This window comes from Paenibacillus vortex V453 (genome assembly GCF_000193415.1).
GTDB lineage: Bacteria > Bacillota > Bacilli > Paenibacillales > Paenibacillaceae > Paenibacillus_AQ > Paenibacillus_AQ glucanolyticus.
This window is the reverse complement of record NZ_ADHJ01000037.1, coordinates 75,125-100,332: the sequence shown is the minus strand read 5'-3', so window position 1 is coordinate 100,332 and position 25,208 is coordinate 75,125. Positions and strand designations below refer to the sequence as shown.

Sequence of the window (25,208 nt, the reverse complement as noted above, 5' to 3'; positions counted from 1 at the left end):
TAGGGGGTTCTCTGAACAATTTATATAAATAGAATTCCCGTGCAAAAGTGTGACAATCAGCTGTCATACATTCTGGATTACACTGACTTTAGTAAATAAGGAAACGTACTGAGAAGGAGTGTTTGAGAAACGTGAAAACGAATCAAGTTAACAAACTGCCCATCGTGCTTGCCGGGCTGCTGCTCGCCATCCTGATGGCTTCCATGGACAATACGATTGTAGCGACGGCCATGGGAAATATCGTGGGAGAGCTCGGCGGACTCGATCATTTCGTATGGGTGACCTCCGCTTATATGGTCGCTGAACTGGCAGGAATGCCGATCTTCGGAAAGCTGTCCGATATGTATGGGCGCAAAAAGTTTTTTGTATTCGGGATGATTGTATTTATGCTGGGCTCCGTGCTGTGCGGAACGGCAAGCTCCATTACGGAACTGGCGCTGTATCGTGCGGTGCAAGGAATCGGCGGCGGGGCACTCATTCCGATTGCATTCGCCATTATGTTTGATACGGTTCCGCTTGAGAAGCGCGGCAAGCTTACAGGTTTGTTCGGAGCTGTGTTCGGGTTATCGAGTATATTTGGCCCGCTGGCAGGGGCATACATTACGGATCACATCACCTGGCAGTGGGTGTTCTATATCAATTTGCCCATTGGAATCGTGGCTTTCATGATGGTCACGCTGTTCTACAAGGAGTCGCATGAGCGTTCCAAACAACCAATTGATTGGATGGGAGCAACCACTCTCCTGACAGGCGTTATTTGCTTCATGTTTGCACTGGAGCTTGGCGGCAAGCAATTGGCATGGGATTCCTGGATTTTGATTTCCTTGCTCGCTGCTGCTGCCGTTATGCTGGTTGTTTTTGTTCTAGCCGAGAGAAGGGCAAGGGAGCCAATCATATCATTCAGCCTGTTTAAGAATAAACTCTATACGTCCAGTGTGTTATGCGGTTTATTCAGTGGCGGATCGTTTATCGTGGCTTCCGTATATATACCGATCTTTATCCAAGGCGTACTTGGGGGAAGCGCAACCAACTCGGGTCTCGTTCTGCTGCCGATGATGCTGGGCTCCGTCATAACAGCTACGGTGAGCGGTTTTCTGATGAGCAGAATATCTTATCGAAACATCATGATTCCAACACTGGTCCTGTTCACGGGGGGCATGGTGCTCGCCTCGACGCTGACGGCGGAATCAAGCCGGCTGATCGTCACCTTATACATGGTGCTAATTGGGCTTGGCATCGGGGGCTCGTTCTCTGTGCTGGGAACCGCTGTGATGCATGGCTTGTCTTATAAACAGCGCGGCATGGCCACCTCGACCTTCAATTTCACGCGGTCGCTCGGTATGACGATTGGGATAACGGTGTTTGGGTTGATACAGAGCCGCTCTTTTGCGGGTTCCTTAACATCGGGCGGAGCGAACAACGGTCACCTTCCTGAGGGATTTAATCTGCAGGATCCCCACGCGCTGTTGGCACCGGAGACTCGTGCGCTGATTCCGGCGGAGCTGTTAAAACCGATATCGGACTCACTGGCATCCTCCATAGCTGCAACGTTCGCCTGGGCTATTGCTCCTGCCGCGTTAGCGCTTCTTGCCGCAACGTTTATGGGACGCAAGAAGCTGGATGAATCCGCAGAGGTGAAGGAGGCTGTCGTTGATTCGGCAGAGGAAGTCGAAGAATCCCAGGATCGGGAGAAGCTGGTCTTGGTTCCATAACAAGATAGCTTCGCCGTAGTTCATCATATGATAAGAGCTGCCTGCCGGTGTTCAGCCGATCAGGCAGCTCTGTTGCTATTAGCTCTTAATGGCGCCTGCCGCAATATCTGAAATGAATTGCTTGCTGATAAACAGGAACATGACGATCAGCGGAATGACGGCGAGAAGGGTGCCGGCAATAACCATCGAGTAGTCGGTGGTGTAGATTCCGTTCAATGAGGAGAGTGCAACCTGTAAAGTGAATTTACTCTCATCGTTCAGAATGATGAGTGGCCAGAGATAATCATTCCACACGCCGATAAACGTGAAGGCGGCCAGGAATGAAAGAGCAGGCCGCAGAATAGGCAGCGATATATTCCAGTACAGGCGGAAGAATCCGCAGCCATCGATTTTACCGGCATCCAGCAGCTCCGATGGAACCGACTCCTGCGCATACTGTCTGATCCAGAAGATCCCGAAAGCGTTTACCATTCCCGGAATAATCAAAGCTTTGTAAGAGCCCACCCATCCAAACTCGGCCATGATAACAAACGATGGCACCAGAGATAGCTGGGCCGGGGCCATCATGGTGGCGAGCAGCAGGACGAACAGCCATTTTTTGCCCGGAAATTGGAATTTAGCAAACGTAAAACCAGCCAGGGAATCAAAGAACAACACCAGAAGTGTGCACGCAGCAGCTACGAACAGGGTGTTCCAGAAGGCCCCGAAAAAGTCGATGCTGCTGAGTACCCTGGACACGTTATCTAACAAGTGGGGACCGAACCATAATTTAGGAGGAAAGCTGTAAATATCCGAAGTGGTGCGTGTCGCCATAACAAGCAGCCAGTAGAAGGGAAAGATTGACAAGAGCAGTCCGGCGATTAATCCGAGATGCAGCAGAATGGATTTCCATTTGAACATACGATTCACCCCCATTATCAGTCATTGGAAGGATTGCCCTGCACCATTTTCCAGTTCACGATGGAAAAGAGGGCAATGAGCACGAACATACCCCAGCCGACAGCAGCGCCATATCCGAAATAGTTATTGACGAAGGCTTCACGGTATAAATACAGAACGATTGTCAAACCGCCGCCGCTTACGCCGCCGTCATTCCCGACAAGCACTTGTGGTTCGGTAAAAATCTGCATGCCGCCGATCGTTGATGTAATAACCGTAAAGAGAATGATCGGTCTTAAATTCGGAATGGTGATTTTGAAAAAGGATTGTATGCCTGAAGCTCCGTCGATCTTGGCTGCCTCGTACAGAACCGTGGGAATGCTCTGCAATCCGGCGAGATAAATAATGGCGTTATACCCCGCCCATCTCCAGATGACCATCACCGAAATGGCAAGCTGGATGCCCCATGTTTTGTTCAGCCACTCCACGGAGTCCAGGCCGAACAGAGACAGTATATAGTTGAGCAGACCGTAGTTGTTGGAGAATACCGTGCCGAATACAATGGCAACAGCGACGAGAGACGTGACGTTCGGCAGGAAATACCCGATCCGGAAAAATGTGCGGAACCGCACATACGATGCATTGAGAAGGAAAGCAACAACTAACGCAATAAATAGCATCGGTATCGTGGAGTAGATCCAGATGAGCAGCGTGTTGCCCACAGCTCTCCAGAATTCAGGATCGGTTAACATGAATTGATAGTTATTGAGGCCGTTAAAGGTCATCTCACCGATGCCATCCCACTTTTGAAAGGACAGAAACATGGAGAAGGCGATCGGGAACAATCCGAAAATGGCAAACAAGATGTAAAAAGGGGAGATCGCCAGATATTCCTTGCGATGTTTCCATATTTGAGCAGATAACCGGTCCTGTGACTTTGATTTCTTCGGAACAGGTTTGTGTTCCACGGGTGTATGATTCAGCAGTGGATTGTCCATCGTACTGTAACCTCCTGTAGCGGTTGGTATTTAAGTACTCATAGCAATCGAGGGTTGCAATGGGTTGAACACCGGCACGAAGATTCAGCGCAGCAATTCTTTTTTGACCCTTGCCAGCGCATCCTTCCATGCTTTATCGGGATTTTTGCCCTCAAGTGCAACGGAAGAAAGCTCTCGATTGACAATGCCGTTTAAATTTGCGTATTTCCCGCCGAAGTAAGCAGGTTTGACGTTGCGTGCAGATTCCGAGAATACTTCACCTGTGGCCTGATTTCCGAAAAATTCTTCGGTTTCCTTCATCACAGGGGCGTCCAGTGCTTCCGTGGCGGAAGGAAAGAGATTGATTTTCTTGAAGGATTGAACCTGATTCTCCGGATTCTGAATATACTTCATGACATCAAACGCCTCTTGCGGATATTTACTGGTCTTCATGATGGCCAGGAAGGAACCGCCATTGTTGCCGTCTCCACCCGGTGCGCGTGCTACCTTCCATTTGCCGCTTGTATCCGGTGCTGCCTGCATTAGAATCTCCTTCATCCATACCGCACCGACAAAGGAAGCGATTCGTCCATTGTTCATGGCGGCATTCCATTCAGAGGAGGAGGTGGTGGTATTGGCACTCAGTTTCATCTGTGATGCTGTAACTGCTGTATCCCAAGCCGTCTTCATCGAGGACTCAGGTGACTCACCGATAAATGACCCATCCTCGGCAAAATATATATGGTCAGACTGGGCATTAATCTGAGTGTAGATGTTGGTGATGTTGTCGAGCATTTTTACTTTATTGTCAAAATAGCTCTTGCAGTTTCAGCCCTGCCTCGAAATATTGATCCCAGGTGTTTAGCTGTGCATACACATCATCAGGTTCGGACGGCAGACCGGCTTCCTCGAACAAATCCGCCCGATAATAGAGGGCAGTTGGCCCCGTATCGATCGGAAGCGCTATCATGGAACCTTCCGGGGTAACGCCAAGCTTCCATTTCCAATCGAGGAAATCGGGCTCGATTTCCTTGGCACCAAGCTCATACAGATCATAGAAGCGATCCGAGCTGGTAAACAGCTCTGCCACCCAGTCGTTAAAAGCAACGATGTCCGGTCCTCCGGAACCGGCAGCCAGCGTTGTTTTGAGCTTGGATTTGAAATCGCCTCCGATTTTTTGGGCATTGATACGGATACCCGGAAACTTTTGCTCGACGGATTTGATCAGCTCGTCGTCCAGGCTTCGGTTCCAATACCAGAGTGTAAGCGTTTTCGTTTTTTCGCTTGAAGTTGTTCCCGCGCAACCGCTGATTAACAAGATAAGAATAAGTAACCCTAAGCTAACCATCCTGCGTGTGTTCACTATCGTCAGCCTCCTAACGTGGTGAAATCAGTCATGCTTAAATCTTATTCAGTTACCAAGCTCGCGTGAGTAAAAATATATGATTAAGATAATAAACAATAGACTAAAAATTGAAACATTCCATATAAAGGAATAATTGCATAGCGCATGGAGACAATATCAAAGATTGACCAAAAATATGGAGTAGGAAGTGAAGGACAAGATGACAACGGCAAGAGATATTATGAGCTCGAATGTAAAAGTATGCACGCCTCAGGATTCTGTATCCACAGCAGCCCAAATTATGCGAGACATCAACTGTGGTTCTGTGCCCGTCTGTGAAGGAAAGAATGTTGTGGGGATGATTACGGACCGGGATATCGTCATTAAATCGGTGGCTGATTCCAAGGATATCAACACCGTGACGTGTCAGCACTGTATGACAACGAATGTTGTGAGTGCCTCTCCGGATACGGATGTGCACGAGCTGTCCCGAACGATGGCAGAACATCAGATCCGCCGGATTCCCATCGTGGATCAAGGGGAATTGGTGGGTATGGTTGCTATTGGCGATTTGGCAAAAGTGAATATCTTTGTAAATGAAGCAGGCGATGCACTCAGCCAAATTTCAGAGCAGACGCATTAAGCCTTGTTAAATCAACGTCATCTCGGAATATAGCAGCCCACGGGCTGCTTTTTTTTGTGGCGAATACAGCGAGCTGCCCTCTAATGTATAATGGCCTCCTTTCCAATGTGCGGATTTGTAATTCTTAGAATAACAATTTATACCTGCAGCGGTAACCCCGAGAAGATTGGAAGACGATGCATGGAATGGATATTCCCCCTTTCTTTGACTTTCTTGTATAATGGCTTCAAACCATTCTCATTATAAAATGATAGGGTATGGAAAAGGAGTGTTTTTGATGATCAACAGCTACGATGAGCTTCGGGTGCACGAATTGACCGGAAACCTGAGAGATGATGTGTATCGCTTTCTGCGGGAGCATCATTGTCCAAAAACGGCGGAGCATGTGCTGAAGGTGGGGGATGAAGCCCGCAGAATTGCCGTTCTTTATGACGCAGATCCGGTCGCTGCTGAATATGCCGGGTATCTGCATGATATCAGCGCCATTTTCCCGAACCATGTCCGCATTCAGGTATCCCGCGAGGTCGGGCTGGATGTATTGCCTGAAGAACAGCAATTTCCCATGATCATTCATCAGAAAATTTCGTCTTACATGGCCAGGGATCTGTTTGGAATGACCGATCCTGAAATATGGAGTGCAGTCGGCTGTCATACTACCTTGAAAGCTGAGGCTTCACTGCTAGACAAGGTGCTGTTTGTCGCTGATAAGATTGAATGGGACCAGACGGGGAGTCCTCCGTACTTAAGGGATATAACCGAGCAATTACATATTTCGCTTGATCATGCAGCATTTCAATATATTCAGCACTTATGGAATCAGCGTGAATCGCTTGCGGTAGTCCATCCGTGGCTGCAAGACGCATATTATGATTTAAGGGATGCTATTCGTTTAAAGTAATCGGAAATAAATGAAGTTTGGAGGCGGGTTCATGACGCAGATTGCATTGATCTCCGACATTCATGGCAACATTCCTGCACTGGAGGCCGTTCTGGAGGATATTCAGCAGCGTAGAGTAGATGCCATCTATTGCTTGGGTGACTTGATTGGTAAAGGCCCGGACGGAGATACCGCAGTTGATATGATAAGAACCCATTGCCAGCAGGTGATCAAGGGCAACTGGGATGATTTTATTGGCAAGGAAACCGATGATCCGGCCCTGCAATGGCAGCAGCATAAACTTGGAACAGAGAGGCTGCAGTATCTTTCCAGTCTGCCTTATACTATCGAGTTCATGATGAGCGGCAAATGGATCCGATTATTTCATGCGTCTCCCCGCAGTGTGTATGAGCGGATACAGCCGTGGCACGAACAGGAGAAGCGGGCCACCCTTTTTCACAGCTCCGCGTTATGTGGGAGCGCTAGAATAGCAGATGTCGCCGGTTACGGGGATATCCACAATGCGTTCCACCAGCATCTGGAAGGCAGAACGCTGTTTAATACCGGCAGCGTAGGCAATCCCCTTGAAATGCCGGAAGCCTCGTATGTTATTCTGGATGGAAGCTATGAGAGTGGTATCCCGGCACCCTTGAACATTCAATTTATACGTGTTCCCTACAATATTGAGCAGGCCGTGCAGGATGCCATTCAATCGGGAATGCCCTCTCCTGAAGATTATATTCTTGAGATTCGAACAGGTCGATATCAAGTCAAGCGGTTATGAATTAGAGGGAATTGATTGAAGAAGTCTACGATAGAAATCCATACGAATAGATTCCAAGGGGATGGAAAATGAAGAAGACGCAGCTGGTACTGGATGTTGCTGGGGTATTAATCACCAATTTCTCACCCGCATTCTGGCATGATACGACCCGTGAGGATGGAATTACGTTTGGCGAATTGAAGTTGTTGTTTGCAACCGAGATACGTAAACCGTTATGGACAGGTCAAATGAGTGAAGAAGCTTTCTGGAATTGGCTAGCTGGGTATTGTCCTGTGGAACCGAAGGAATTGAAGACGATATTATTTAATAATCTGCACACAATGCCGGCATTTGATCTAGTCCCTGAGTGGTCTGTGCAAACCGATATTCATCTCCTCAGCAATCACAGGTCAGAATGGCTCCAGATGCTGCTTGATCCCATTAGGCCTTATCTTGCCAGCGTGACGATTTCTAGCGATGAGGGATGCTGCAAGCCGGATCTTCCGATCTATCATATCGTTGCATCCAAACTGGATGAAGGCAAATCCACTATCTATGTTGATGACCAGGCAAAAAATTTAGAGGTCTGCTGAGGAGTTGTCCTGGAGCACGGTTCTGGCAGATCCGGAAGGTCAATGGATCAAGCTTGTCCAAAAAAAGCTTCAGGAAATGGATACATATATCATTTGATCGTTAACGATGGGCGAATATAAAAAAAAAGACCTCACAACGACCATTGGATCGCCCGTGAGGTCTTCGACATGTATTATTGTTGGTTCTCGGAGTTGTTCTCAGCGTGTGGCTGCTGCTGTTCAAACACTTCTGCAGCTTCTTCAGCAGAAAACTCGGTGTCGAATTCACCTGGAACCGGCATTTTGTTCAATTTCGTGGTTTGCACTTCGGCTTTTGTTGGTTGGTTACCGTTATGGTTGGTTTCGCTCATCTTGGCACCTCCTTTATCGAGAATGACTTCTGTATTCTGCCAACAATGTCCTAATTTTATACAGAAAACAGCATCTTTTCCTGGCGTTTAGCTGCGTTACGTGCTTTTTTATAACCAGCTGCGATTTTATTTATTTCATGTTCAAAGAATGCTCGTTTCTCTGCTATCATAGGAGTAATCATTCGATTCATTTATCTGTATCAGGCAGTATATTCGGAACGGAGAATGTCATGATGAGCAGGTCTTATTCGTTCTTCCCTTTGGGAGATTCGGCAGTCCTTATCCAATTCGAAAGCTGGGTGAGCGAGAACATACATCGGGAGGTCACAGCTGCGGCGAGATGTATCGAAGAGAATCCGTTCCCGGGATTCGTCGAGTGCATTCCATCGTTTACCAGTGTTGCGATTTACTATGAATTCCATAGAATTAACAAACCTGACGAGTTTGATACCGTATATGCGTATATCTGCTCGATGCTGGAGCAAAGGATGGTGGCTGACGAAGCAGAGAAGGCAAGTGCGGTGCCTGACGTTGTTGAAATTCCGGTTTGCTATGGGGGTAAACACGGTCCGGATCTGGAGCTTGTGGCTGATAAGAATCGGCTCACACCCGAGGAGGTTATCCGGATTCATTCCGGCCAGGATTATCTGATCTATGCAATCGGATTTGCGCCAGGCTTCCCCTATGTCGGAGGAATACCGGACACTATCGCAACGCCGCGCAAAAAGACACCCCGGCTGCGAATTCCGCCTGGATCTGTGGGCATTGCAGGCAATCAAACCGGGATATACCCGATCGAGACGCCCGGTGGATGGCAGCTGATCGGCAGGACACCGCTTGCGTTGTTTCGTCCGGGAGCACAGCCGCCAAGCTTGTTGAAGGCTGGACAATATATCCGGTTTAGGCCCATTGAAACAGAGGAATATGAACGGATAAGGGAAGTGAGCTTATGGGTTTGACGGTAATTAAGCCGGGATTGCTCGTTACGCTTCAGGATGCCGGAAGATACGGTTATGGAAGATACGGCATCAGCGCGGGAGGAGTCATGGATGGCTTCGCCTATCGGGTCGCCAATGTACTCGTTGGTAATGAGGATGGAGCCGCAGTTCTTGAGATTACATGGTCTGGATTTGCGGTAGAATTCCAAAGCGATATGTGGGTTGCAATTACTGGCGGAGATATGTCGCCAGCGATCCAGGGTACGAGGGTGCCTATGTGGCGTCCCGTATACATCAAAGCGGGCAGTGTCCTGAGCTTTCAACAGCGATTATCCGGCTGCCGCGCCTATTTGGCCGTTTCTGGCGGGTTCGAGGTTCCCATGGTAATGGACAGCTACAGTACATATTTGCGAGCCGAAATTGGCGGCTTTGAGGGAAGACCGCTGCAGAGGGGGGATGTGCTGAATGCCCATCCCTCGCGTCTACCTCGGGTCTCATCAGGGTTTCCTTATGATGAGGCAGGCACCTTTCTCACTGTAAAATGGTCCGTCTCTGCGGACTTGTATTCAATCAACGATCAAGAGACTGTAGTGCGTGTGCTGAGAGGTCGCCAGTATGATGATTTTGACAGCAGCAGCAAGCTGGCTTTGTTCCAGAATTCCTTCCGCATAACTCCGCAATCGGACCGCATGGGCTACCGGTTGTCCGGTCCGCTGCTGCGGTTAAGTCAAGAGAAGGAGTATGTATCCGAACCGGTATCCATAGGCACGGTGCAGGTGCCTGCGGATGGTCAGCCGATTGTTCTGATGGCGGATCGCCAAACGCTTGGAGGCTATCCTAAGATCGCCCAGGTTGCTTCTGTGGATGTTCCGTTAATTGCCCAGCTGCCGCCTGGCGGCATGATCCGCTTTAAGGAAATTACCTTAGCAGAAGCAGAACGGCTCTATACGGATTACATTCGTGAGCTTCGGATGACGGAAGCTATGATTAAGCTTAAATTAAAGGAGCGTGCTAACATTGGTTCGTGTGGATCTGAACTGCGATATGGGAGAGAGCTTCGGCGCTTACCGAATTGGCAATGATTCCGAGCTGCTTGGCAGCATTACTTCGGTTAATATCGCCTGCGGATTTCATGCAGGCGATCCATCCGTGATGCGGGCAACGGTGCGTCAGGCCATCGCGGGCGGTATCGCGATCGGAGCGCATCCAGGCTTGCCTGATCTGGTCGGCTTCGGAAGAAGGAGAATGGAGATTTCTCCTGCCGAAGCCTATGATATGGTGACCTACCAGGTTGGAGCGCTGATGGCTTTTACGATACAGGAGGGCGGTCAACTGAAGCATGTGAAGCCTCACGGCGCTCTCTATAATATGGCAGCGGCCTCAAGACCCCTTGCTGATGCTATTGCATCCGCTATCCACCGGATTGATTCGTCTCTTATCCTGTACGGATTGGCAGGCAGCGAGCTGGTCGCGGCAGGGGCTGCTGCCGGACTTCGCACGGCAAGTGAAGTATTTGCAGATCGGACCTATCAGGATGATGGCACGCTCACGCCGAGAAATTGGCCGGAAGCCATAATTACCGATGCGGAAGCTTCAGTCTCACATGTGATTCGGATGGTCAAAGATAAAGAGGTTATAAGCCAGACGGGCAAGGTTATCCCGATCTCCGCAGATACGATCTGCATTCACGGAGACGGCGCACATTCATCCCTGTTCGCGAGGACTTTGCGATCACGGCTTGAAGCCGAGGGTATAAGCGTGCAATCCATATGATATACTTCAATCAACTTGTTGGGAAAATGATCAAGCAAGCATACATAAATCAAGCACAGGAGACATGAGATATGATAAAAATATTAATTTCTGGCTTTGAACCATTTGGCGGCAGCTCCATCAATCCGACAGAAAGACTGGTAGAGGAAATCAGGCATGATTCCTTCCAGGGCGCTGAGATCAGAACGATTCTTCTTCCGGTACATTACGATGAATGTGCAGAAATTCTGCTGCAAGAGATGAGGGCGTACGGACCCGATGCCGTAATCGCCTGCGGTGTAGCCGGCGGCCGGACCGCCATTACGCCTGAACGAATTGCCGTTAACATTAAAGACATCCCGCCCGAATCCACGATTTCGGATAATCGGGGAGCGAGGCCGCAGGACGAGCTCATCGATCCTGACGGACCAGACGGATTGTTCTCGTCGCTTCCGATTCGATTGATGGTCAACCGGCTGAAGGAAGCGGGGATCCCTGCCTCGGTGTCCAATACCGCGGGAACGTATATATGCAATAACACAATGTACGCCATTCTGAACGAGATACGGATTCAGCAGCTAACTGCGATTGGCGGGTTTGTGCATTTTCCGGCTTCAACGGAGATGGCGGTGGAGAAGCCGGGTTTGCCGACGTTGTCACATGAAACCATGCTGGACGCCCTGAGGGTTATTGTACAATCGACGATTGATGAATACGGTAATCAGTTTTCACAAACCAGCTAACCAGCTAAACTGACAAACAGCGACTCAGCTGAAAAATCCCGCAAATCCAAACCATGCAATGTTCTCATGGTCGGGTTTGCGGGATTTTTTGTCCAGTTTAATCGAGCTCATCCTCGATAACAGGGATGCATGGGGAGAGGAAGGGATCATGCTGCTCCTGTAATCGGCCGCGTGCCAGCACCGACACCCGAAACTCGTTATCAAAGCCCTCTGTATTCTCATCATCCCGGGTATACAGAAGGCCGTACGATCCGGGAGCGATCTCACCGATTAATTGGTACAGCGAGACAACCTCCTCTGCTTCGACGCCCTTGCGGTTGGTAAAACCTCCGACATGAAGGTAATATGAACCGTTTGCTGCATTTAAGGACAGCAGGCCGCTGCCCCAAGCAAACTCGGTAATCTTAAGCTGTATTTTCTGAATGATTGCATCCAGCTGCCCAGCATCTATTTCGGCAGGATTCTCCTGGATGGTAGCCCAGCCGTGAAATTCATACATGAATGATCACTCCTTGTCGTTATAATGGATCGGTATCAATGTGGACCTCTATTCCATATCTTTGGCTGTATTCATGTAATTTGTCAATAACCGATTGGGCAGGCTCTCCTTCAAAATGATAATATACTTTTCTGCCAGTCTGCTCGGCAGCTTCAAAGGTGGCCTTCATTTGGTCACGCACCTTTTTGTTGACCTGCTGCAGCGCAGGCTTTGTCTGGGCAATGTATTCATCGCTGATGGCATCGAATTCGCGGCCGATCGGATCGCTATCAAATTTCATTCTGGATTCGCCGCCAAGTCGCTCGGCAAGCGAATCTGCGGCTGCATCCGGCTTGTTAACCTTCTGCAGCCCACCGGAATATCGTGGCACATCTTGTGGAGTGTTGCCGGCTTCGTCCGGTTTTTCATCATCGGATTTGTTTGGTTCCGGTTTCTTCTCAGGCGGGCGCTCGTGGTCAGGGGGGTGATCACGACTTCCTCCAGATGGGTCATCCGGTTCTTGGCGCGGCTTCGACCCGACTTTCTCGGCGAGGTTATCCAGCCACTTTCTCGCACGGGGACCCAGCTTCCTGGACAACCAAGACAAACCTTTACCGAACGGTATTCGGCTGAGAACAACGGCTAATACGGCAGCTGCAGCATTTTGAGGGGATAACAGCTTCTTCGGATCGCGGATGTATCCGGCAATTTCATGTCCTCCACCTGCAATGCCTGCACCGGTCATGGCGATGCCAAGGGCCGGCCAGAAGCTGACAAACAGCATGGAAAGGGCGAAGGCGCCCAGTATAATAGCCGCTTGCTCCCAGCCGCTGAGCCCATCCCACCAATTCTGAAGCGAGTCAAACAGGCATGCAAAACACGAGGACTCACTTGCGAGAGCTGGAATGCCCATATTGGAGAAGATCCCCGCAGCAACAATAATGAGTCCGATTGCTCCCAGTACGGCAGCGTATCTCTGTACATTTTCCTGAACCTGATCCCTTTGGCCAGCTGCTTCATCGTTACCATACAGCAGCGAGAATCCGAGTTCCCGTCGATCACGATAGAATCCGATCAGATAGCCAAGACGTTTCCGGTCTGTAAAAAGAGCCGTCGACATCTGCCAAAGCTCCGTAAAAGGATTGATGAGGGTTTCACCCTTCAGGACAGGCAGCCGCTCGCGAATTCGGTGCAAATCCAAATAGTCGATGAACAATCCCGCTGCCAGCAGGAGCAGGAAGAAGCCCTCGGTTCGGTAACCCTCCCCGGTCCAATCATGAATGGCAAGAAGCCAGTCAGGCAGCCGATTTTGACCGTTCCAGGCTGCATGATTCAGGATTGTCCAGAGCAGCAGCAGCACAGGAAAAACATAGACCCAGCGCGTCAGTTGTTTGGAGTACCGGATAGCGATTCCGATGCCAAGCGCAGTCATGGCGCTTTGTACAGGATGTGTAACATTCATCATGGTAGGAAGAAAGCTTTCCTCGAAGTATCCGGGGAATAGATCGAAGAACTCCCAATGAAGTGTTTTTCCACCGAGCCAAGTGACGCCATAATTGTTCTGGACCAGGCGTCTTGATAACTCCTCCATGAATTGAAACCCAATACCCGGGGCAGCGCCCAAAAGTACGTAATCACTCAGGCTAAGGGAGGTGGCTCTTCTTGAGAAGAACAGGAACAATGCCAGCGGCAGCAGCTTGTAAACTTCTTCAATGACAGGTGTCATTATGGCGAAGGACCATGTGTCGGTTGTCCGTCCTCCAAAAATCAAATGAAGACCCTGCATGGTCCAATTGGTCAAAGGAATGACCAGAAGAACACCTGAAAGAACAAACAAGCTGACCTGTTTCCAGGCCAACGTTTTACTCCGGCATAACAGCCAAAACTGCACCAGCACATAGAATGACCACAAATATTGGACAAGCATGGTACGAGACTCTTCGATCAGAATCAGGCTTATAACGAGCACTAGCAGGGAAAGCCAGGTAAATAAGTGATATACCTTTGCTATCATAGGGTGTTTTCTTATCCATTCCCGCCACGCACCCATAATACCCTCGACCATATCCCTAATTCTCGTCCGGATAGTCGCTATAGAAGCTGTAATGGAATTCACCCCCCGCAGTATAATCCTTCAACCATTGAATTCCGGTACTCACACGATAAACAAGTTTTCTATATATTTACACATCTGGTCTTCATAGTGAAACATTTCTTTGACCAGCATATGCACCTCGAAGCGGAGGTATTGCTGAATAAAAAGAAAACTCCCCCAGGTACCCGGAAGAAGTAATCCGAATAACCAGAGGAGAGAAGTCCCAACCCATTATTTATATTTCACGACAATGGCATTACTGATCTGACGGCCCGGGGTTGTCAAGTAAGAGCCGTTGTAGTACAAGCCGCTTGAGGCGCCACCATCCAAATTCATCGCTTGGTATGCACCTGCCTGCTTCATGATTTCAGCGAGTTGAGGAATGGTTGCTCCGCCTGTCGTAAGCAAAATCAGCTTGTGATCCTTCGTGATACCAAGTGCACTTCGCGCACCGCCGCCCGTAAGAATCTTCGGATCTTTGAATCCTTCCTTCTTCACGTCGAGGGTCACCTTGCCATCCGTCAATAGACGCGGGCCAGCTTGAAGTGCGCCGTCCATATGTCCGGTATCGTATACGGATTTGAAATCAAGCCCGGGAATCATCGAGGCCAGATTGTTGCTGTCATATGTGAAGATGGTCCGATTATCTCCCGAGGCCTTGTGAAAAATATTGCCGTTGCTGACAAGATAGCCATACGGCGCCTTGTAGGCACCTGAAGTGTAGGCATCGAAGAACGTCCCGTTAATGGCCGCCACGGCATGGCTTCGTTTGGCTATACTGCGCAGATCCTCGACTTTACCTGCCTTATTGCCTGCAAGAACGACATCCAGTTCTACCTTCGGATGGAGAAGCGAAACCGTAACAACCTGCGCGCTAAAGGATCTTGAACCAACCTTGAAGCTTTTTCTAGCCGTGGTAACGGGCTTGGACTGGCTGGATATGAGATTTCCTGATAGAACAGGCAGGGTGTTTACCATGTTTCCATCCGTAATTTTAAGAGTCGATCGGTTGTTGCTCCACGATAGATCCAGGCCCAGATGTTGGCTGACGAATTGCAGCGGCACATAGGTGGACCCGTTCTCAGAGAACGGTGCTGCCTTCATTTGAACTTTTTTGCCGTTTACATAGGCATTTCGGCTGCCCAGGTATAGTGTCAGAGCTTTATCACCACGACTGATGTTGAGTTTCTTTTCCGCAGCTGTACACGTCACCTGTATGTCTTCATAGGTCTTGAGTACCCCGACCGGAACATACGACTGGCTGTTCTTGTCCACATAGGCCAAGTTTTTTGGAGTGGATGCGGCATACAGCGGCGTCATTACTGTAAGCATAGCAAGCACTACGATTGCAATTATTCTCTTCATGTTTCCCCTCAAACTCCTTTTTCTCTTTGTCTGTAGTTGGTTCAGGTGACACAAAATTTGTGCCTATACTATATCGGACGACAGGGACTATTTATTTAGGACAAAAGTCCAATTTTTTCTTGATTTTTGTAAATGATCCCCATTCGCCCATTGACAGAATGCTTCTTCTCTTATATGGTTAATTACATGAGTAACTAACTAATGATGCAACCTAGGTCATAAACGAAAGTGGTGAGGGAATGGCATTTCAGATTGATGACAGCAGACCGATATTCATGCAAATCGCAGACAAAATAGAAGACGACATCATAGAAGCACGACTGCCTGAAGAGACACAGGTTCCATCAACGAATCAGTTTGCAGCCTTTTACCAGATCAATCCGGCTACAGCTGCCAAGGGCGTCAATCTGCTGGTGGATCAAGGAATTCTATACAAGAAACGGGGGATTGGCATGTTTGTAGCTTCGGGAGCTCGTGAACGGCTGATTGAGAAACGTAAGACAGAGTTTTATGAGCAGTATGTTGTTGCCATGGTTAAGGAAGCGGCAAAGCTGGGCATTAGCAAAGATCAATTATCGGAGATGATCCGCAGAGGGGAGAATGACTGATGAGCCAAACGGTGATCGAAGTCAGGAATTTGACGAAGGAATATAAGGATACTACAGCTGTCGACCATGTTAGCTTCCGAATCGAAGAGAACAAGATTTACGGATTGCTGGGAAGAAACGGTGCAGGTAAAACCACTATCATGCAGATGATTACGGCACAGCTATTTTCGACCAGCGGCGAGGTTCGTGTATTTGGGGAACACCCCTATGAAAATAAAAAAGTGATCCAGCAGATTTGCTTCATTAAGGAAGGACAGAAATATCCGGATCTGTTTACGGTTAAGGACGTTATGGTTACCGCAGCAAGTGTATATCCGAATTGGGATGCGGAATATGCCAAAGCCTTGATCGAGGTATTCCGCCTGCCCATGAAACGCCTCATCAAGAGGTTATCCAGAGGGATGCTGTCTTCTGTAGGCATCATAGTCGGGCTTGCCAGCCGCGCGCCGATCACCATCTTCGACGAGCCTTATCTCGGTCTGGACGCGGTGGCAAGAGAGCTGTTCTACGATCATCTGATAGAGGATTACACTGAGAATCCTCGAACGATTATTTTGTCGACTCATCTTATCGACGAGGTCAGCCGCTTGCTTGAGCATATCATTGTCATCGACAACGGAAAAATACTGCTCGACACGGATACGGATGAACTGCGCGGACGCACGCATAACGTCATCGGACATCAATCTGCAGTGGAATCCTTCATTAAGGGCAGGGATGTTATTCATTTGGAATCCTTGGGATCGACGCTGTCAGCCACGGTTATGGGGAGAACGGAAACCGAAGTGAAACAGGCAGCAGAGCAAGCCGGATTGGAAACGGCGCCAGTCTCGCTGCAGCAATTAATTGTTCATTTAACGAAGAACGGAAAGGTGGCGAGCCGCTGATGAATGGAATGAACAGTGTCTTTAAAATGCAGCTAAGACAGAAGCTCACATGGTTTTACCTGCCTTGGGCCATTATGGGATTCAGTTTTCTGGTAAATATACTTGTCAGTGTATTGGTGGGAGGCGATGCCTTTTATACAGGGGGGCTTGCGACGATCTTTGTGTTCATGTTTGTCACCGCTTTAACCACAACGATACAGCTGTTCTCTTTCGCCATGGGCTTTAGCATACGCAGAACGGACTTTTTCTCAGGCTCCTTCTTATTTATCCTATTTATCAGTATCATTACATCTGCGTTGCTTGTTCTTCTCTCGTATCTGGAAGTATGGACGGGATCCTGGGGAAATACGGTGCATTTCTTTCATCTGCCTTACTTGAATGACGGATCCTTGCTGGCCCAGTTCGTTGTGAATTTGGTACTGGTTATTACGTTTTCGATGCTCGGTTATGGAATCGGAGCCTTCTTCCTAAGATTCAGGGGAATTAGAACTTTTGTTATGCTTGCGGCCGTTATGATATTTCTCTCGGGGATGAGTTTGGTCGCTACCCGATACGAGTGGTGGGGGCCGATCATTAAATGGTTTGCCGGGCATACTGCACTCGGTTTGTCACTGTGGTTCATTCCGGTCGTTCTGATCATTGCGCTGTGTTCCCGTCAGTGTCTGCGCCAATCTACTGTGTAATTCCGATCAAATTATAAGACGTCCGACTAATCATCGGACGTCTTTTCGTCTGTTCTTCTGTTTGTATAAAGTTTTGGCCTCCGCAAGCGTTGTTCCCTGTGGAAATGAGAGCAGCGGGTGCTTGGATGTGCCGATTTGCTGCGATGTGTATATGCCGGAGTGACCCGAAAACAGATAGCTGATGACGCAGGCCATAAACATATACACCGCGCCCTCGCCACCGAACAGTTCGATTCCCATAATGAAGCATGCAAGCGGAGTGTTTGTGGCACCGCAAAAAACAGCGATAAAACCTAACGCGGCGAGAAAAGGGGCATGCAATCCGATCCATCCCGATAACGCGTTGCCCAGCGTAGCCCCGATGGCAAACAGCGGAGTTACTTCGCCGCCTTGAAAGCCTGCGCCTAACGTCAGCGAGGTAAAAATCAGTTTGCCGAGAAAAGCGAACGGTGAAACTTCCCCGGCGAATGATTCCTCGATGAGCGGGATGCCCAGCCCCAAGTAATCCCGTGTTCCGAGTAAAAAGACCAGCCCAATGATGATCACGCCGCCGACTGCGCTTCTGACCATCGGATTGTTGAACCCATAACTGTACCACCGCTTCAGCGCATGGGTAAGTTCACTGAAGAACCGGCTTGTCAGTCCAAAGAGTATGGACACCACGATGACTTTAAGGACCACCACGAAGCTCAGAACGGGAATCTCGCCGATCGGATAGTGCAGGTGGCTCACCCCCCATAGGGATGTGGCGGTTATATTCCCGATCAAGCTGGCCGCGAATGCAGGCCATAGCGCCTGATGCGAGATGAGTCCGATCGCAAGGACCTCAAGTCCGAACAGCGTCCCCGCCAGCGGCGTGCCGAAAATCGATCCAAAACCGCCGCTTATCCCGCAGATAAGCAGTATTTTTCGATCCAACCGATTCACGTGAAGCAGCTTCCCCAACCACTCGGACAAACTCCCCCCCATCTGCACGGCTGTCCCTTCCCGTCCCGCAGATCCTCCAAACAGGTGTGTGATCAGTGTCCCGATTAAGACCAATGGCGCCATTCGTAAGGGAACGGATTCCGTACCGCCACTACCATGAATTTGTTCAATGATGAGATTATTTCCCTTGGAGCAACTCTTGCCAAACTTATAATAGAGGAAACTGACAGCTGCGCCCCCCAGAGGAAGGAAGTATAACAGCCAAGGACTTTCCATACGCAGCTGGGTTACATAATCCAGACTGTAGAGGAAGAAGGCAGAAGTGCTGCCCGTCATGAATCCCACAATACTACCCAGTACGATCCATTTGATTACGTACCCGAACAGCGATGCTAAGGGCCACTTTTGATTTGATTCGATCCATTTCTTAGTCATTCCCGTTCACCCGTTTCTTAATATTCGCCGCTAACCCCTCAATACACAAACAGACTCCTACCAGGGAAGCGACCACTGGTAGGAGTCATTAGCTTTTTGCAAGCGGTTATGGCGAACTCCATCGCCTCATTTAATTAGCATTTATTGTAATGGAATACAGGTTTGCCGTCAATAGCACATTCCCTGCAATAAATTTAACAATCGATTTACATAGATCGTGTAATTCCCTGTATTTTCCTATGGTAATTTGTAGAAGGTGACAGACAAGCCCATAGATGGAGGATGAAGGGGAATGAAATTCAGAGCGAAATTAATGTTGGTACTATGCATGTGCGTACTGTTCGTGGCTGGTTGCGGAACATCGGGGTCAAAGACAGGACAAGGGGATACACAGCAGCCGAAACTGGAGTCGGGGGCTAACACCGAACAGGTGGCTTCCGAGGGTGAGCAGACGGAGCTTTCATTTTATTACCCGATTGCTGTGGGCGGTCCGTTAACGTCCGTTATTGAGAAAATGACGGAGGAGTTCACAAAAGAGAACCCGGATATCAAGGTGAAGCCGATTTATACCGGGAGTTACGCGGATACCACCACCAAAGTGCAGGCTGGTGTGCAGGCTAAACAGCCGCCGGATGTGGCCGTTCTGCTGACAACGGAGCTATACAGCATGATTGACAGCAATGCCGTTATTCCGCTGGATGATTTTATTGCCAAAGAAGATCCGTCTTATATTGAAGATTTCTATCCTGCCTTCATGTCCAATGCGCAGAGCGAAGGCAAAACCTACAGCATTCCGTTCCAGCGCAGCACCATTGTGCTGTACTACAACAAGGACGCCTTCAAGAAGGCGGGGCTGGATCCGGAGAAGCCTCCTGCGAACTGGGATGAGCTGGTTAGTGCCGCGAAGCAGTTGAACCAGAACGGTCAATCCGGGATCGAGATTCCGGGCAGCGGTTTTGCTTATTGGATGTTCCAGCTGTTGTCTCTGCAGAACAGTCCGGACGGCGGAAATTTGATGTCACCGGATGGCAAGAAGGTATTCTTCGATACGCCTGAGAATGTGGAAGCCTTGCAGTACTGGGTAGACCTGACGAAAAAACACAAAGTCATGCCGGAAGGCATACTGGATTGGGCAACGGTACCCTCGGACTTTTTGGCCGAGAAGACAGCGATGATCATACATACGACCGGAAACCTGACCAATATCAAGAATTCGGCTGCATTTGATTTCGGGGTAGCTTTCCTGCCGATGAACAAGCAGTACGGAAGCCCGACAGGCGGCGGCAATTTCTATGTATTCAAAGATATTGAACCGAAGAAACAGGAAGCCGCATGGAAATTCATCAAGTTCATGACAGAGCCCGAGCGCGCTGCGCAGTGGAGCATTGATACAGGGTATGTAGCGGTAAGAAAGTCTGCCTATGAAACCGATGTAATGAAGCAGTATACGCAGGATTTCCCACTCGCTGTTGTTGCCCGGGATCAGCTTGAGCATGCGCATGCCGAATTGTCCACACATAACAATGGACGCGTGTCCAAGGCTCTGTCTGATCAGGTTCAGGCTGCGTTAACGGGTACGATCGATCCGGCAGGTGCACTGAAAAAAGCGCAGGAAGAAGCAAACAAAGCATTGGAGCCATTCAATAAGTAACCTTCATGTTCATTCCATATGAAAGGGGCAGGTCGCTTATCGGGCGGTCTGCTTTTCACATGTTACGCGGGTGATAAGTGAAGCGAAAGTTAAAGTGATCGCTGACTAATAGCCTTAACGATAAGTAGGGAGAGATTAGGATGTCTTCATCTGTACGTTCTACTTTAAAGGAGAATGGCTTTGCTTGGCTGCTGCTCTTGCCGTCTCTGGTGTTTCTCGCGCTTTTTACGCTTTATCCCATGTGGAAGACGGGGAAGATCAGCTTCTATCAATCGGATCTGGCCACACCGATTCCGACGTTTACCGGATGGGATAATTATTCCCGCATGCTGGACGATTCCGTATTCCGGCAGGTGATTGGCAACAACCTGTGGTTTGCCTTGGCAACGGTGCCTGCCTCCATACTGCTTGGGATGGTCATGGCTATATTTGCGGATAAGGCTATCCACGCCAAGTCGTGGGTGCGGGTATCATTTTTCTACCCGAACCTGATACCGATGATAGCGGCGGCGAACGTATGGTTGTTTATTTACACACCGCAATATGGGCTGCTAAGCCGGATTACGGTCTGGTTCAATGCCGAGGGCATGAATTTACTCGGAAATCCGGATACGGTGATGGGTGCGCTGGCCTTCATGATGATTTGGAAGGAAGCAGGGTACTTCATGATCTTTTATCTGGCCGGCCTGCAAAACATTCCGAAGGATCTGTATGAATCGGCGAATGTTGACGGTGTCAGTCGCTTTGTTGTTTTCCGGCGGATTACCTTTCCGCTCCTGATGCCCACGACACTGTTCGTGATGATCATAGCGCTGACGAATTCCTTCAAGCTGGTAGATCATCTGTGGATAATGACCAAGGGCGGGCCCGACAACTCTAGCAGCCTGCTGTTGTTTTATATTTTCGAGACGGCATTTTCTTTCTACGATCAAGGGATGGCCGGCGCGCTGACCGTCGTTATGATAGGCATTCTGCTGATCCTCTCCTGCGCACAGTTCTTTGGCTTGGATAAGCGGATTCATTATCGTTAAAAGAAATGGAGGAACATCGATGAAAGATCAAAGTTTGCCTATCACCGTGGGAGCGGCTGAGTCCTCCGTTTCGTCTCGACAAGGGTTCCGTTTCGCCGGAAGGCTGCGCCGGGAAAGTCCAGCGATGCTGATCGGTTATGGCGTTATGTATCTGCTGGCCGCGCTGTGGGTCATTCCATTGTTATGGATGGTTTGGGCGGCCTTTATGCCCAAAAGCGAAACTTTAAACGGCTGGAGCTGGAATTTTACGCTGGAGAATTTTGCTCATGTGTGGCAGGCCGCGCCGTTTGCCCAATATTATCTCAATACGCTGTTGATTGCTGGAGGTGTGCTGGCTGTACAGCTCGTGACGGTCACCTTGGCTTCGTTTGCTTTTGCCCGGTTGAATTTCTGGGGCAGGGACATCATCTTTGTCCTGTTTCTTGTCCAGCTTATGATTCCAGCCGATGTATTGATTTTCCCCAATTATCATGTGATCAAGGAATTGAATTTGCTCGACACCAAGCTTGGTATCATGGCTCCTTTCTTTGTCTCGGCATTTGGCGTCTTTCTGTTTCGTCAAATGTTTAAGCAGCTTCCAGCTGAACTGGAAGAGGCGGCAGTGATGGAGGGCTGCTCCAAGATTGGTCTGCTAGCGCGCATTTATGTACCCTTGTCGATTCCGGTTTACGTCTCGTTTGCCGTTGTATCCATCAGTCATCAATGGAACAATTTCTTGTGGCCGCTGATCATTACGAACTCAGTGGAGAACCGTCCGCTCACGGTTGGTCTTGCCATCTTCGCTCAATCCTTCGAGACGGGCGCCCAATGGGCTGATGTCAGCGCGGCGACCTTGCTGGTTATTGCTCCGCTGCTTGTTTTGTTCATGATTTTCCAGCGGCGGTTCATCAATAGTTTTATGCATGCGGGAATAAAGTGAGGAACAATCAGGGTTCATGTTTTGAGCGTATGCTTTTAAGCAGCAAGGGAGTTATTGAATAAAGGCGGCGTCGCTGCGCATGCAGATCGTTCTTCCGATCGCTGTTGTCCCCGGATTTCTATGAATGGATATGAATAGGGGTGAAATCCGATGGCAAAGGCGACCGCTGCGCTTCTCCAGAACGATTCTGCTGGAGTACTTACAAGATTGGATGTAAATTGTATAACTCGGCGCAAATCGCGCTGAAACTCATTTAAAAGCCCGCTTTCCGATGATCCGGAAAGCGGGCTTTTTTTGGAAGAAAATGCTTGACTTGGGCATGGACTTTTTTCAGGTGAGAAATTCAAGATGTCCATGGACGAAAGAACAGGCTCTATTTTATAGTTACAGATGATAATGATAATCAATATCAAAATATTGAGGGGTAAACGATGTCAGCAAACACTTCGAATACAAGTCTTACAGATTCCAAGACCAGCGTCAACCTCCAAAGGCGGCCATGGGCAGCAACCTTTATTCTTATTGGTGGTGTGGCAGCACTTGTTCTTGGGATCGCCGTATCCATATCGCTGGGCGCAGCCGAGATAGATTTGAGGAGCGTATGGGAAGCGGTGTTCTTCTTTAATCCGTCTGTGACTGAGCATCAGATTATACAGGAGCTGCGTCTGCCGAGGGTGCTCGGCGGGGCGATGGTTGGTGCCTGTTTCGCGGTATCTGGCGCGATCATGCAGGGGATGACCCGGAATCCGCTCGCCGATTCGGGTTTGCTCGGATTAAATGCGGGAGCGGGCTTTGTCATTGCCATCTGTTTTTCATTTTTCCCGGGCTTACCGTACATGTATCTGATTCTGTTCTCATTCCTTGGCGCTGGGCTCGGGGCAGTACTTGTGTATGGGGTTAGCTCCATGGCAAAAGGGGGTTTGACACCGGTTCGCCTCGTACTGGCAGGTGCTGCGCTAAGCGCTTTGTTAAGTGCGCTCAGTGAAGGCATAGCATTATATTTTCAGGTCGGACAGGATATGGCCTTCTGGTATGCCGGCGGTGCGGCGGGAATTAAGTGGATTCACCTGAAGATTATGCTGCCGTGGATCGGAGCTGCTATTCTGGGCGCGATTGCCTTGTCGCGTTCCATTACAATGCTCAGTCTTGGAGATGACATTGCGAAAGGACTCGGACAACGAACGGGTCTGGTGAAATTAGCGGGGACGGTCATTGTCCTTGTGCTGGCAGGGGCTGCGGTCTCGGTCGTTGGTGCGGTAGGGTTTGTCGGTCTTATTATTCCACACGTAACCCGCAAGCTGGTAGGTGTGGATTATCGTCTGATCATCCCTTGCTCGGCAGTACTGGGAAGTTTGCTTGTTGTCCTTGCGGACCTTGCAGCAAGAATGGTGAATCCTCCTTATGAGACACCTGTGGGCGCGGTTGTTGCGCTGATCGGGGTACCTTTCTTCCTCTACCTGGCGCGTAAAGAAAGGAGGGGACTGTAAATGGAGGCAATAACAAATGACATCCACGAGCGAAAAGACAGGAAGCGCAAGATGGTGGTCCTGTCTGTACTTGGGATATTCATCGTTCTCGTTTTTCTCATCAGTATGAACACGGGAGTTATCCGTCTATCCCCCCTTGAGGTAATAAAAACATTGTTTGGCAGCGGCACAGACAAGCAGAATCTGGTTCTATTCGAATTCCGCTTGCCGCGCATTGTGATTTCTCTGCTCATTGGTGCAGGGTTAGCGATTTCTGGCTGCATTATGCAGGGAATATCCCGAAATGAGCTGGCTGATCCCGGGATCTTAGGCATCAATGCGGGTGCCGGCTTGATGGTGATGCTGTTCATTTCATTCTTCCCAAGCACGACATCGGCCCCGATATATCTGCTGCCGGTTCTGGCGCTGATAGGTGCTGGCTTAACCGCTGCTATAATCTGCGTGCTGGCTTACAAAAAGAATGAGGGTTTCAAGCCAACCGGACTTCTGTTGACGGGAATTGCTGTGGCGGCAGGGATCAGTGCGGCGATGATCGTGTTGACCCTCAAGCTAAGTCCGGAAAAATATCAATTTGTTGCAACTTGGCTTGCCGGAAGCATCTGGGGGTCAAGCTGGAAGTTTGTGTTTGCCCTGCTTCCATGGATTGTTGTGCTTTTGCCTTATGTCATGTACAAAGCACAGGTGATGAATGTTCTTAATCTCGGGGAGTCGATGGCGACCGGACTCGGTGCTTCCGTAACCAGGGAGCAGCTGAAGCTGCTGGCTGCGGCAGTTGGTTTGGCGGCCTCTTGTGTCGCTGTAAGTGGAGGGATCGGATTTGTCGGGCTCATAGCACCCCATTTAGCAAGGAAACTGGTGGGTGCAAAACATCAGATGCTGCTGCCGATAACGGCATTGGTGGGGGCATTGCTCGTCATAACGGCGGATACCCTGGGCCGCTGGATCATTCAACCGTCAGAGATTCCGACGGGGATCGTTGTTGCGGTGATCGGAGCTCCCTATTTCCTGTACCTGTTGTCCAGGTCGAAAGGCTAAAAACCGAGGTGTGCTGCAGGACCAAGTGCGTTTTG

Annotated in this window: 27 protein-coding genes and 1 riboswitch; of the genes, 17 read left to right on the top strand and 10 right to left on the bottom strand. The window is 49.4% G+C overall.

The features are described 5' to 3' along the window. The first annotated feature begins 131 nt into the window (after positions 1-131). Complete coding sequence (locus PVOR_RS18400) at positions 132-1,712, top strand: MDR family MFS transporter (RefSeq protein WP_006210944.1); 1,581 nt, start codon at positions 132-134, stop codon at positions 1,710-1,712. A 78-nt stretch (positions 1,713-1,790) separates the two neighbouring features. On the opposite strand, the gene PVOR_RS18395 is transcribed toward PVOR_RS18400, so the two are convergent. From PVOR_RS18395 to PVOR_RS32615, 4 genes are all read right to left on the bottom strand, one after another. Beyond that, positions 1,791-2,612, bottom strand: a complete 822-nt coding sequence (locus PVOR_RS18395; RefSeq protein WP_006210943.1) for a carbohydrate ABC transporter permease — start codon at positions 2,610-2,612, stop codon at positions 1,791-1,793. A 17-nt stretch (positions 2,613-2,629) separates the two neighbouring features. Then, complete coding sequence (locus PVOR_RS18390; RefSeq protein ID WP_006210942.1) at positions 2,630-3,589, bottom strand: carbohydrate ABC transporter permease; 960 nt, start codon at positions 3,587-3,589, stop codon at positions 2,630-2,632. Between the two features lie 84 nt (positions 3,590-3,673). Continuing rightward, the gene (locus PVOR_RS32620; RefSeq protein ID WP_268741802.1) at positions 3,674-4,363 is read right to left on the bottom strand and encodes an extracellular solute-binding protein; all 690 of its coding nucleotides are present in this window, start codon (positions 4,361-4,363) and stop codon (positions 3,674-3,676) included. A 13-nt stretch (positions 4,364-4,376) separates the two neighbouring features. Then, entirely contained in the window at positions 4,377-4,931 is a 555-nt protein-coding gene (locus tag PVOR_RS32615; RefSeq protein ID WP_268741801.1) for an ABC transporter substrate-binding protein, read from the bottom strand. Positions 4,932-5,133: 202 nt separating this feature from the next. Here PVOR_RS32615 and PVOR_RS18380 point away from each other — a divergent pair, with 202 nt between their 5' ends. The 4 genes from PVOR_RS18380 to PVOR_RS18365 all read left to right on the top strand — a co-directional run bounded on the left by PVOR_RS18380 (position 5,134) and on the right by PVOR_RS18365 (position 7,789). Next, a complete protein-coding gene (locus PVOR_RS18380) occupies positions 5,134-5,556 on the top strand; it encodes a CBS domain-containing protein (RefSeq protein ID WP_006210941.1) in 423 nt (140 codons plus the stop codon). A gap of 277 nt (positions 5,557-5,833) precedes the next feature. Then, positions 5,834-6,454, top strand: a complete 621-nt coding sequence (gene yqeK, locus PVOR_RS18375) for a bis(5'-nucleosyl)-tetraphosphatase (symmetrical) YqeK (RefSeq protein WP_006210940.1) — start codon at positions 5,834-5,836, stop codon at positions 6,452-6,454. A gap of 31 nt (positions 6,455-6,485) precedes the next feature. Continuing rightward, a complete protein-coding gene (locus tag PVOR_RS18370; protein ID WP_006210939.1) occupies positions 6,486-7,217 on the top strand; it encodes a metallophosphoesterase family protein in 732 nt (243 codons plus the stop codon). A 68-nt stretch (positions 7,218-7,285) separates the two neighbouring features. Continuing rightward, the gene (locus PVOR_RS18365) at positions 7,286-7,789 is read left to right on the top strand and encodes a hypothetical protein (protein ID WP_006210938.1); all 504 of its coding nucleotides are present in this window, start codon (positions 7,286-7,288) and stop codon (positions 7,787-7,789) included. Between the two features lie 173 nt (positions 7,790-7,962). Here PVOR_RS18365 and PVOR_RS31060 read toward each other — a convergent pair whose 3' ends face one another. Together PVOR_RS31060 and PVOR_RS32610 are read right to left on the bottom strand one after the other, a co-directional pair. Continuing rightward, positions 7,963-8,139 carry a hypothetical protein gene (locus tag PVOR_RS31060; RefSeq protein WP_006210936.1) on the bottom strand — a complete coding sequence of 59 codons (177 nt, stop codon included), beginning with the start codon at positions 8,137-8,139 and terminating at the stop codon, positions 7,963-7,965. A gap of 56 nt (positions 8,140-8,195) precedes the next feature. Next, on the bottom strand, positions 8,196-8,330 hold the full coding sequence (locus PVOR_RS32610; protein ID WP_268741800.1) for a hypothetical protein: 135 nt from the start codon (positions 8,328-8,330) through the stop codon (positions 8,196-8,198). 42 nt (positions 8,331-8,372) lie between these two features. On the opposite strand from PVOR_RS32610, the gene pxpB reads away from it, so the two are divergent. From pxpB to PVOR_RS18345, 4 genes are all read left to right on the top strand, one after another. Next, on the top strand, positions 8,373-9,098 hold the full coding sequence (gene pxpB / locus PVOR_RS18360; protein ID WP_006210935.1) for a 5-oxoprolinase subunit PxpB: 726 nt from the start codon (positions 8,373-8,375) through the stop codon (positions 9,096-9,098). Further along, a complete protein-coding gene (locus tag PVOR_RS18355; protein ID WP_006210934.1) occupies positions 9,089-10,159 on the top strand; it encodes a biotin-dependent carboxyltransferase family protein in 1,071 nt (356 codons plus the stop codon). Before pxpB ends, PVOR_RS18355 begins: the two co-directional genes overlap by 10 nt. Next, the gene (locus tag PVOR_RS18350) at positions 10,095-10,850 is read left to right on the top strand and encodes a LamB/YcsF family protein (RefSeq protein ID WP_006210933.1); all 756 of its coding nucleotides are present in this window, start codon (positions 10,095-10,097) and stop codon (positions 10,848-10,850) included. The genes PVOR_RS18355 and PVOR_RS18350 overlap by 65 nt, the downstream gene beginning before the upstream one ends. A gap of 71 nt (positions 10,851-10,921) precedes the next feature. Next, positions 10,922-11,572: a pyroglutamyl-peptidase I gene (locus PVOR_RS18345; protein ID WP_006210932.1), complete on the top strand. Its 651-nt coding sequence runs from the start codon at positions 10,922-10,924 to the stop codon at positions 11,570-11,572. A 97-nt stretch (positions 11,573-11,669) separates the two neighbouring features. On the opposite strand, the gene PVOR_RS18340 is transcribed toward PVOR_RS18345, so the two are convergent. The 3 genes from PVOR_RS18340 to PVOR_RS18330 all read right to left on the bottom strand — a co-directional run bounded on the left by PVOR_RS18340 (position 11,670) and on the right by PVOR_RS18330 (position 15,510). Beyond that, on the bottom strand, positions 11,670-12,071 hold the full coding sequence (locus tag PVOR_RS18340; RefSeq protein WP_006210931.1) for an immunity 7 family protein: 402 nt from the start codon (positions 12,069-12,071) through the stop codon (positions 11,670-11,672). Positions 12,072-12,090: 19 nt separating this feature from the next. Further along, positions 12,091-14,019 carry a restriction endonuclease fold toxin gene (locus PVOR_RS18335; RefSeq protein ID WP_234973018.1) on the bottom strand — a complete coding sequence of 643 codons (1,929 nt, stop codon included), beginning with the start codon at positions 14,017-14,019 and terminating at the stop codon, positions 12,091-12,093. 357 nt (positions 14,020-14,376) lie between these two features. Continuing rightward, positions 14,377-15,510: a phosphodiester glycosidase family protein gene (locus tag PVOR_RS18330; RefSeq protein WP_006210929.1), complete on the bottom strand. Its 1,134-nt coding sequence runs from the start codon at positions 15,508-15,510 to the stop codon at positions 14,377-14,379. 239 nt (positions 15,511-15,749) lie between these two features. Here PVOR_RS18330 and PVOR_RS18325 point away from each other — a divergent pair, with 239 nt between their 5' ends. Genes PVOR_RS18325 through PVOR_RS18315 form a run of 3 tightly spaced genes read left to right on the top strand, consistent with a single transcriptional unit; the run spans position 15,750 to position 17,688 of the window. Further along, the gene (locus PVOR_RS18325) at positions 15,750-16,118 is read left to right on the top strand and encodes a GntR family transcriptional regulator (protein WP_006210928.1); all 369 of its coding nucleotides are present in this window, start codon (positions 15,750-15,752) and stop codon (positions 16,116-16,118) included. Beyond that, positions 16,118-17,005 (top strand): ABC transporter ATP-binding protein, encoded by an 888-nt coding sequence (locus PVOR_RS18320; protein ID WP_006210927.1) that lies wholly within the window; start codon positions 16,118-16,120, stop codon positions 17,003-17,005. The genes PVOR_RS18325 and PVOR_RS18320 overlap by 1 nt, the downstream gene beginning before the upstream one ends. Further along, the gene (locus PVOR_RS18315; RefSeq protein WP_006210926.1) at positions 17,005-17,688 is read left to right on the top strand and encodes a hypothetical protein; all 684 of its coding nucleotides are present in this window, start codon (positions 17,005-17,007) and stop codon (positions 17,686-17,688) included. The genes PVOR_RS18320 and PVOR_RS18315 overlap by 1 nt, the downstream gene beginning before the upstream one ends. A 30-nt stretch (positions 17,689-17,718) precedes the next feature. Here PVOR_RS18315 and PVOR_RS18310 read toward each other — a convergent pair whose 3' ends face one another. After that, the gene (locus tag PVOR_RS18310; RefSeq protein WP_006210925.1) at positions 17,719-19,050 is read right to left on the bottom strand and encodes a voltage-gated chloride channel family protein; all 1,332 of its coding nucleotides are present in this window, start codon (positions 19,048-19,050) and stop codon (positions 17,719-17,721) included. A gap of 72 nt (positions 19,051-19,122) precedes the next feature. Beyond that, a riboswitch (Fluoride riboswitch) is annotated at positions 19,123-19,185 on the bottom strand. Between the two features lie 157 nt (positions 19,186-19,342). Here PVOR_RS18310 and PVOR_RS18305 point away from each other — a divergent pair. The 5 genes from PVOR_RS18305 to PVOR_RS18285 all read left to right on the top strand — a co-directional run bounded on the left by PVOR_RS18305 (position 19,343) and on the right by PVOR_RS18285 (position 25,173). Continuing rightward, positions 19,343-20,701 carry an ABC transporter substrate-binding protein gene (locus PVOR_RS18305; RefSeq protein WP_006210924.1) on the top strand — a complete coding sequence of 453 codons (1,359 nt, stop codon included), beginning with the start codon at positions 19,343-19,345 and terminating at the stop codon, positions 20,699-20,701. Positions 20,702-20,841: 140 nt separating this feature from the next. Continuing rightward, positions 20,842-21,732 (top strand): carbohydrate ABC transporter permease, encoded by an 891-nt coding sequence (locus PVOR_RS18300; RefSeq protein WP_006210923.1) that lies wholly within the window; start codon positions 20,842-20,844, stop codon positions 21,730-21,732. A gap of 124 nt (positions 21,733-21,856) precedes the next feature. Next, the gene (locus PVOR_RS18295) at positions 21,857-22,651 is read left to right on the top strand and encodes a carbohydrate ABC transporter permease (protein WP_040680773.1); all 795 of its coding nucleotides are present in this window, start codon (positions 21,857-21,859) and stop codon (positions 22,649-22,651) included. A 431-nt stretch (positions 22,652-23,082) separates the two neighbouring features. Next, complete coding sequence (locus PVOR_RS18290) at positions 23,083-24,138, top strand: FecCD family ABC transporter permease (RefSeq protein ID WP_006210921.1); 1,056 nt, start codon at positions 23,083-23,085, stop codon at positions 24,136-24,138. Next, on the top strand, positions 24,139-25,173 hold the full coding sequence (locus PVOR_RS18285; RefSeq protein WP_006210920.1) for a FecCD family ABC transporter permease: 1,035 nt from the start codon (positions 24,139-24,141) through the stop codon (positions 25,171-25,173). It abuts the gene before it with no gap. Positions 25,174-25,208: the final 35 nt, after the last annotated feature.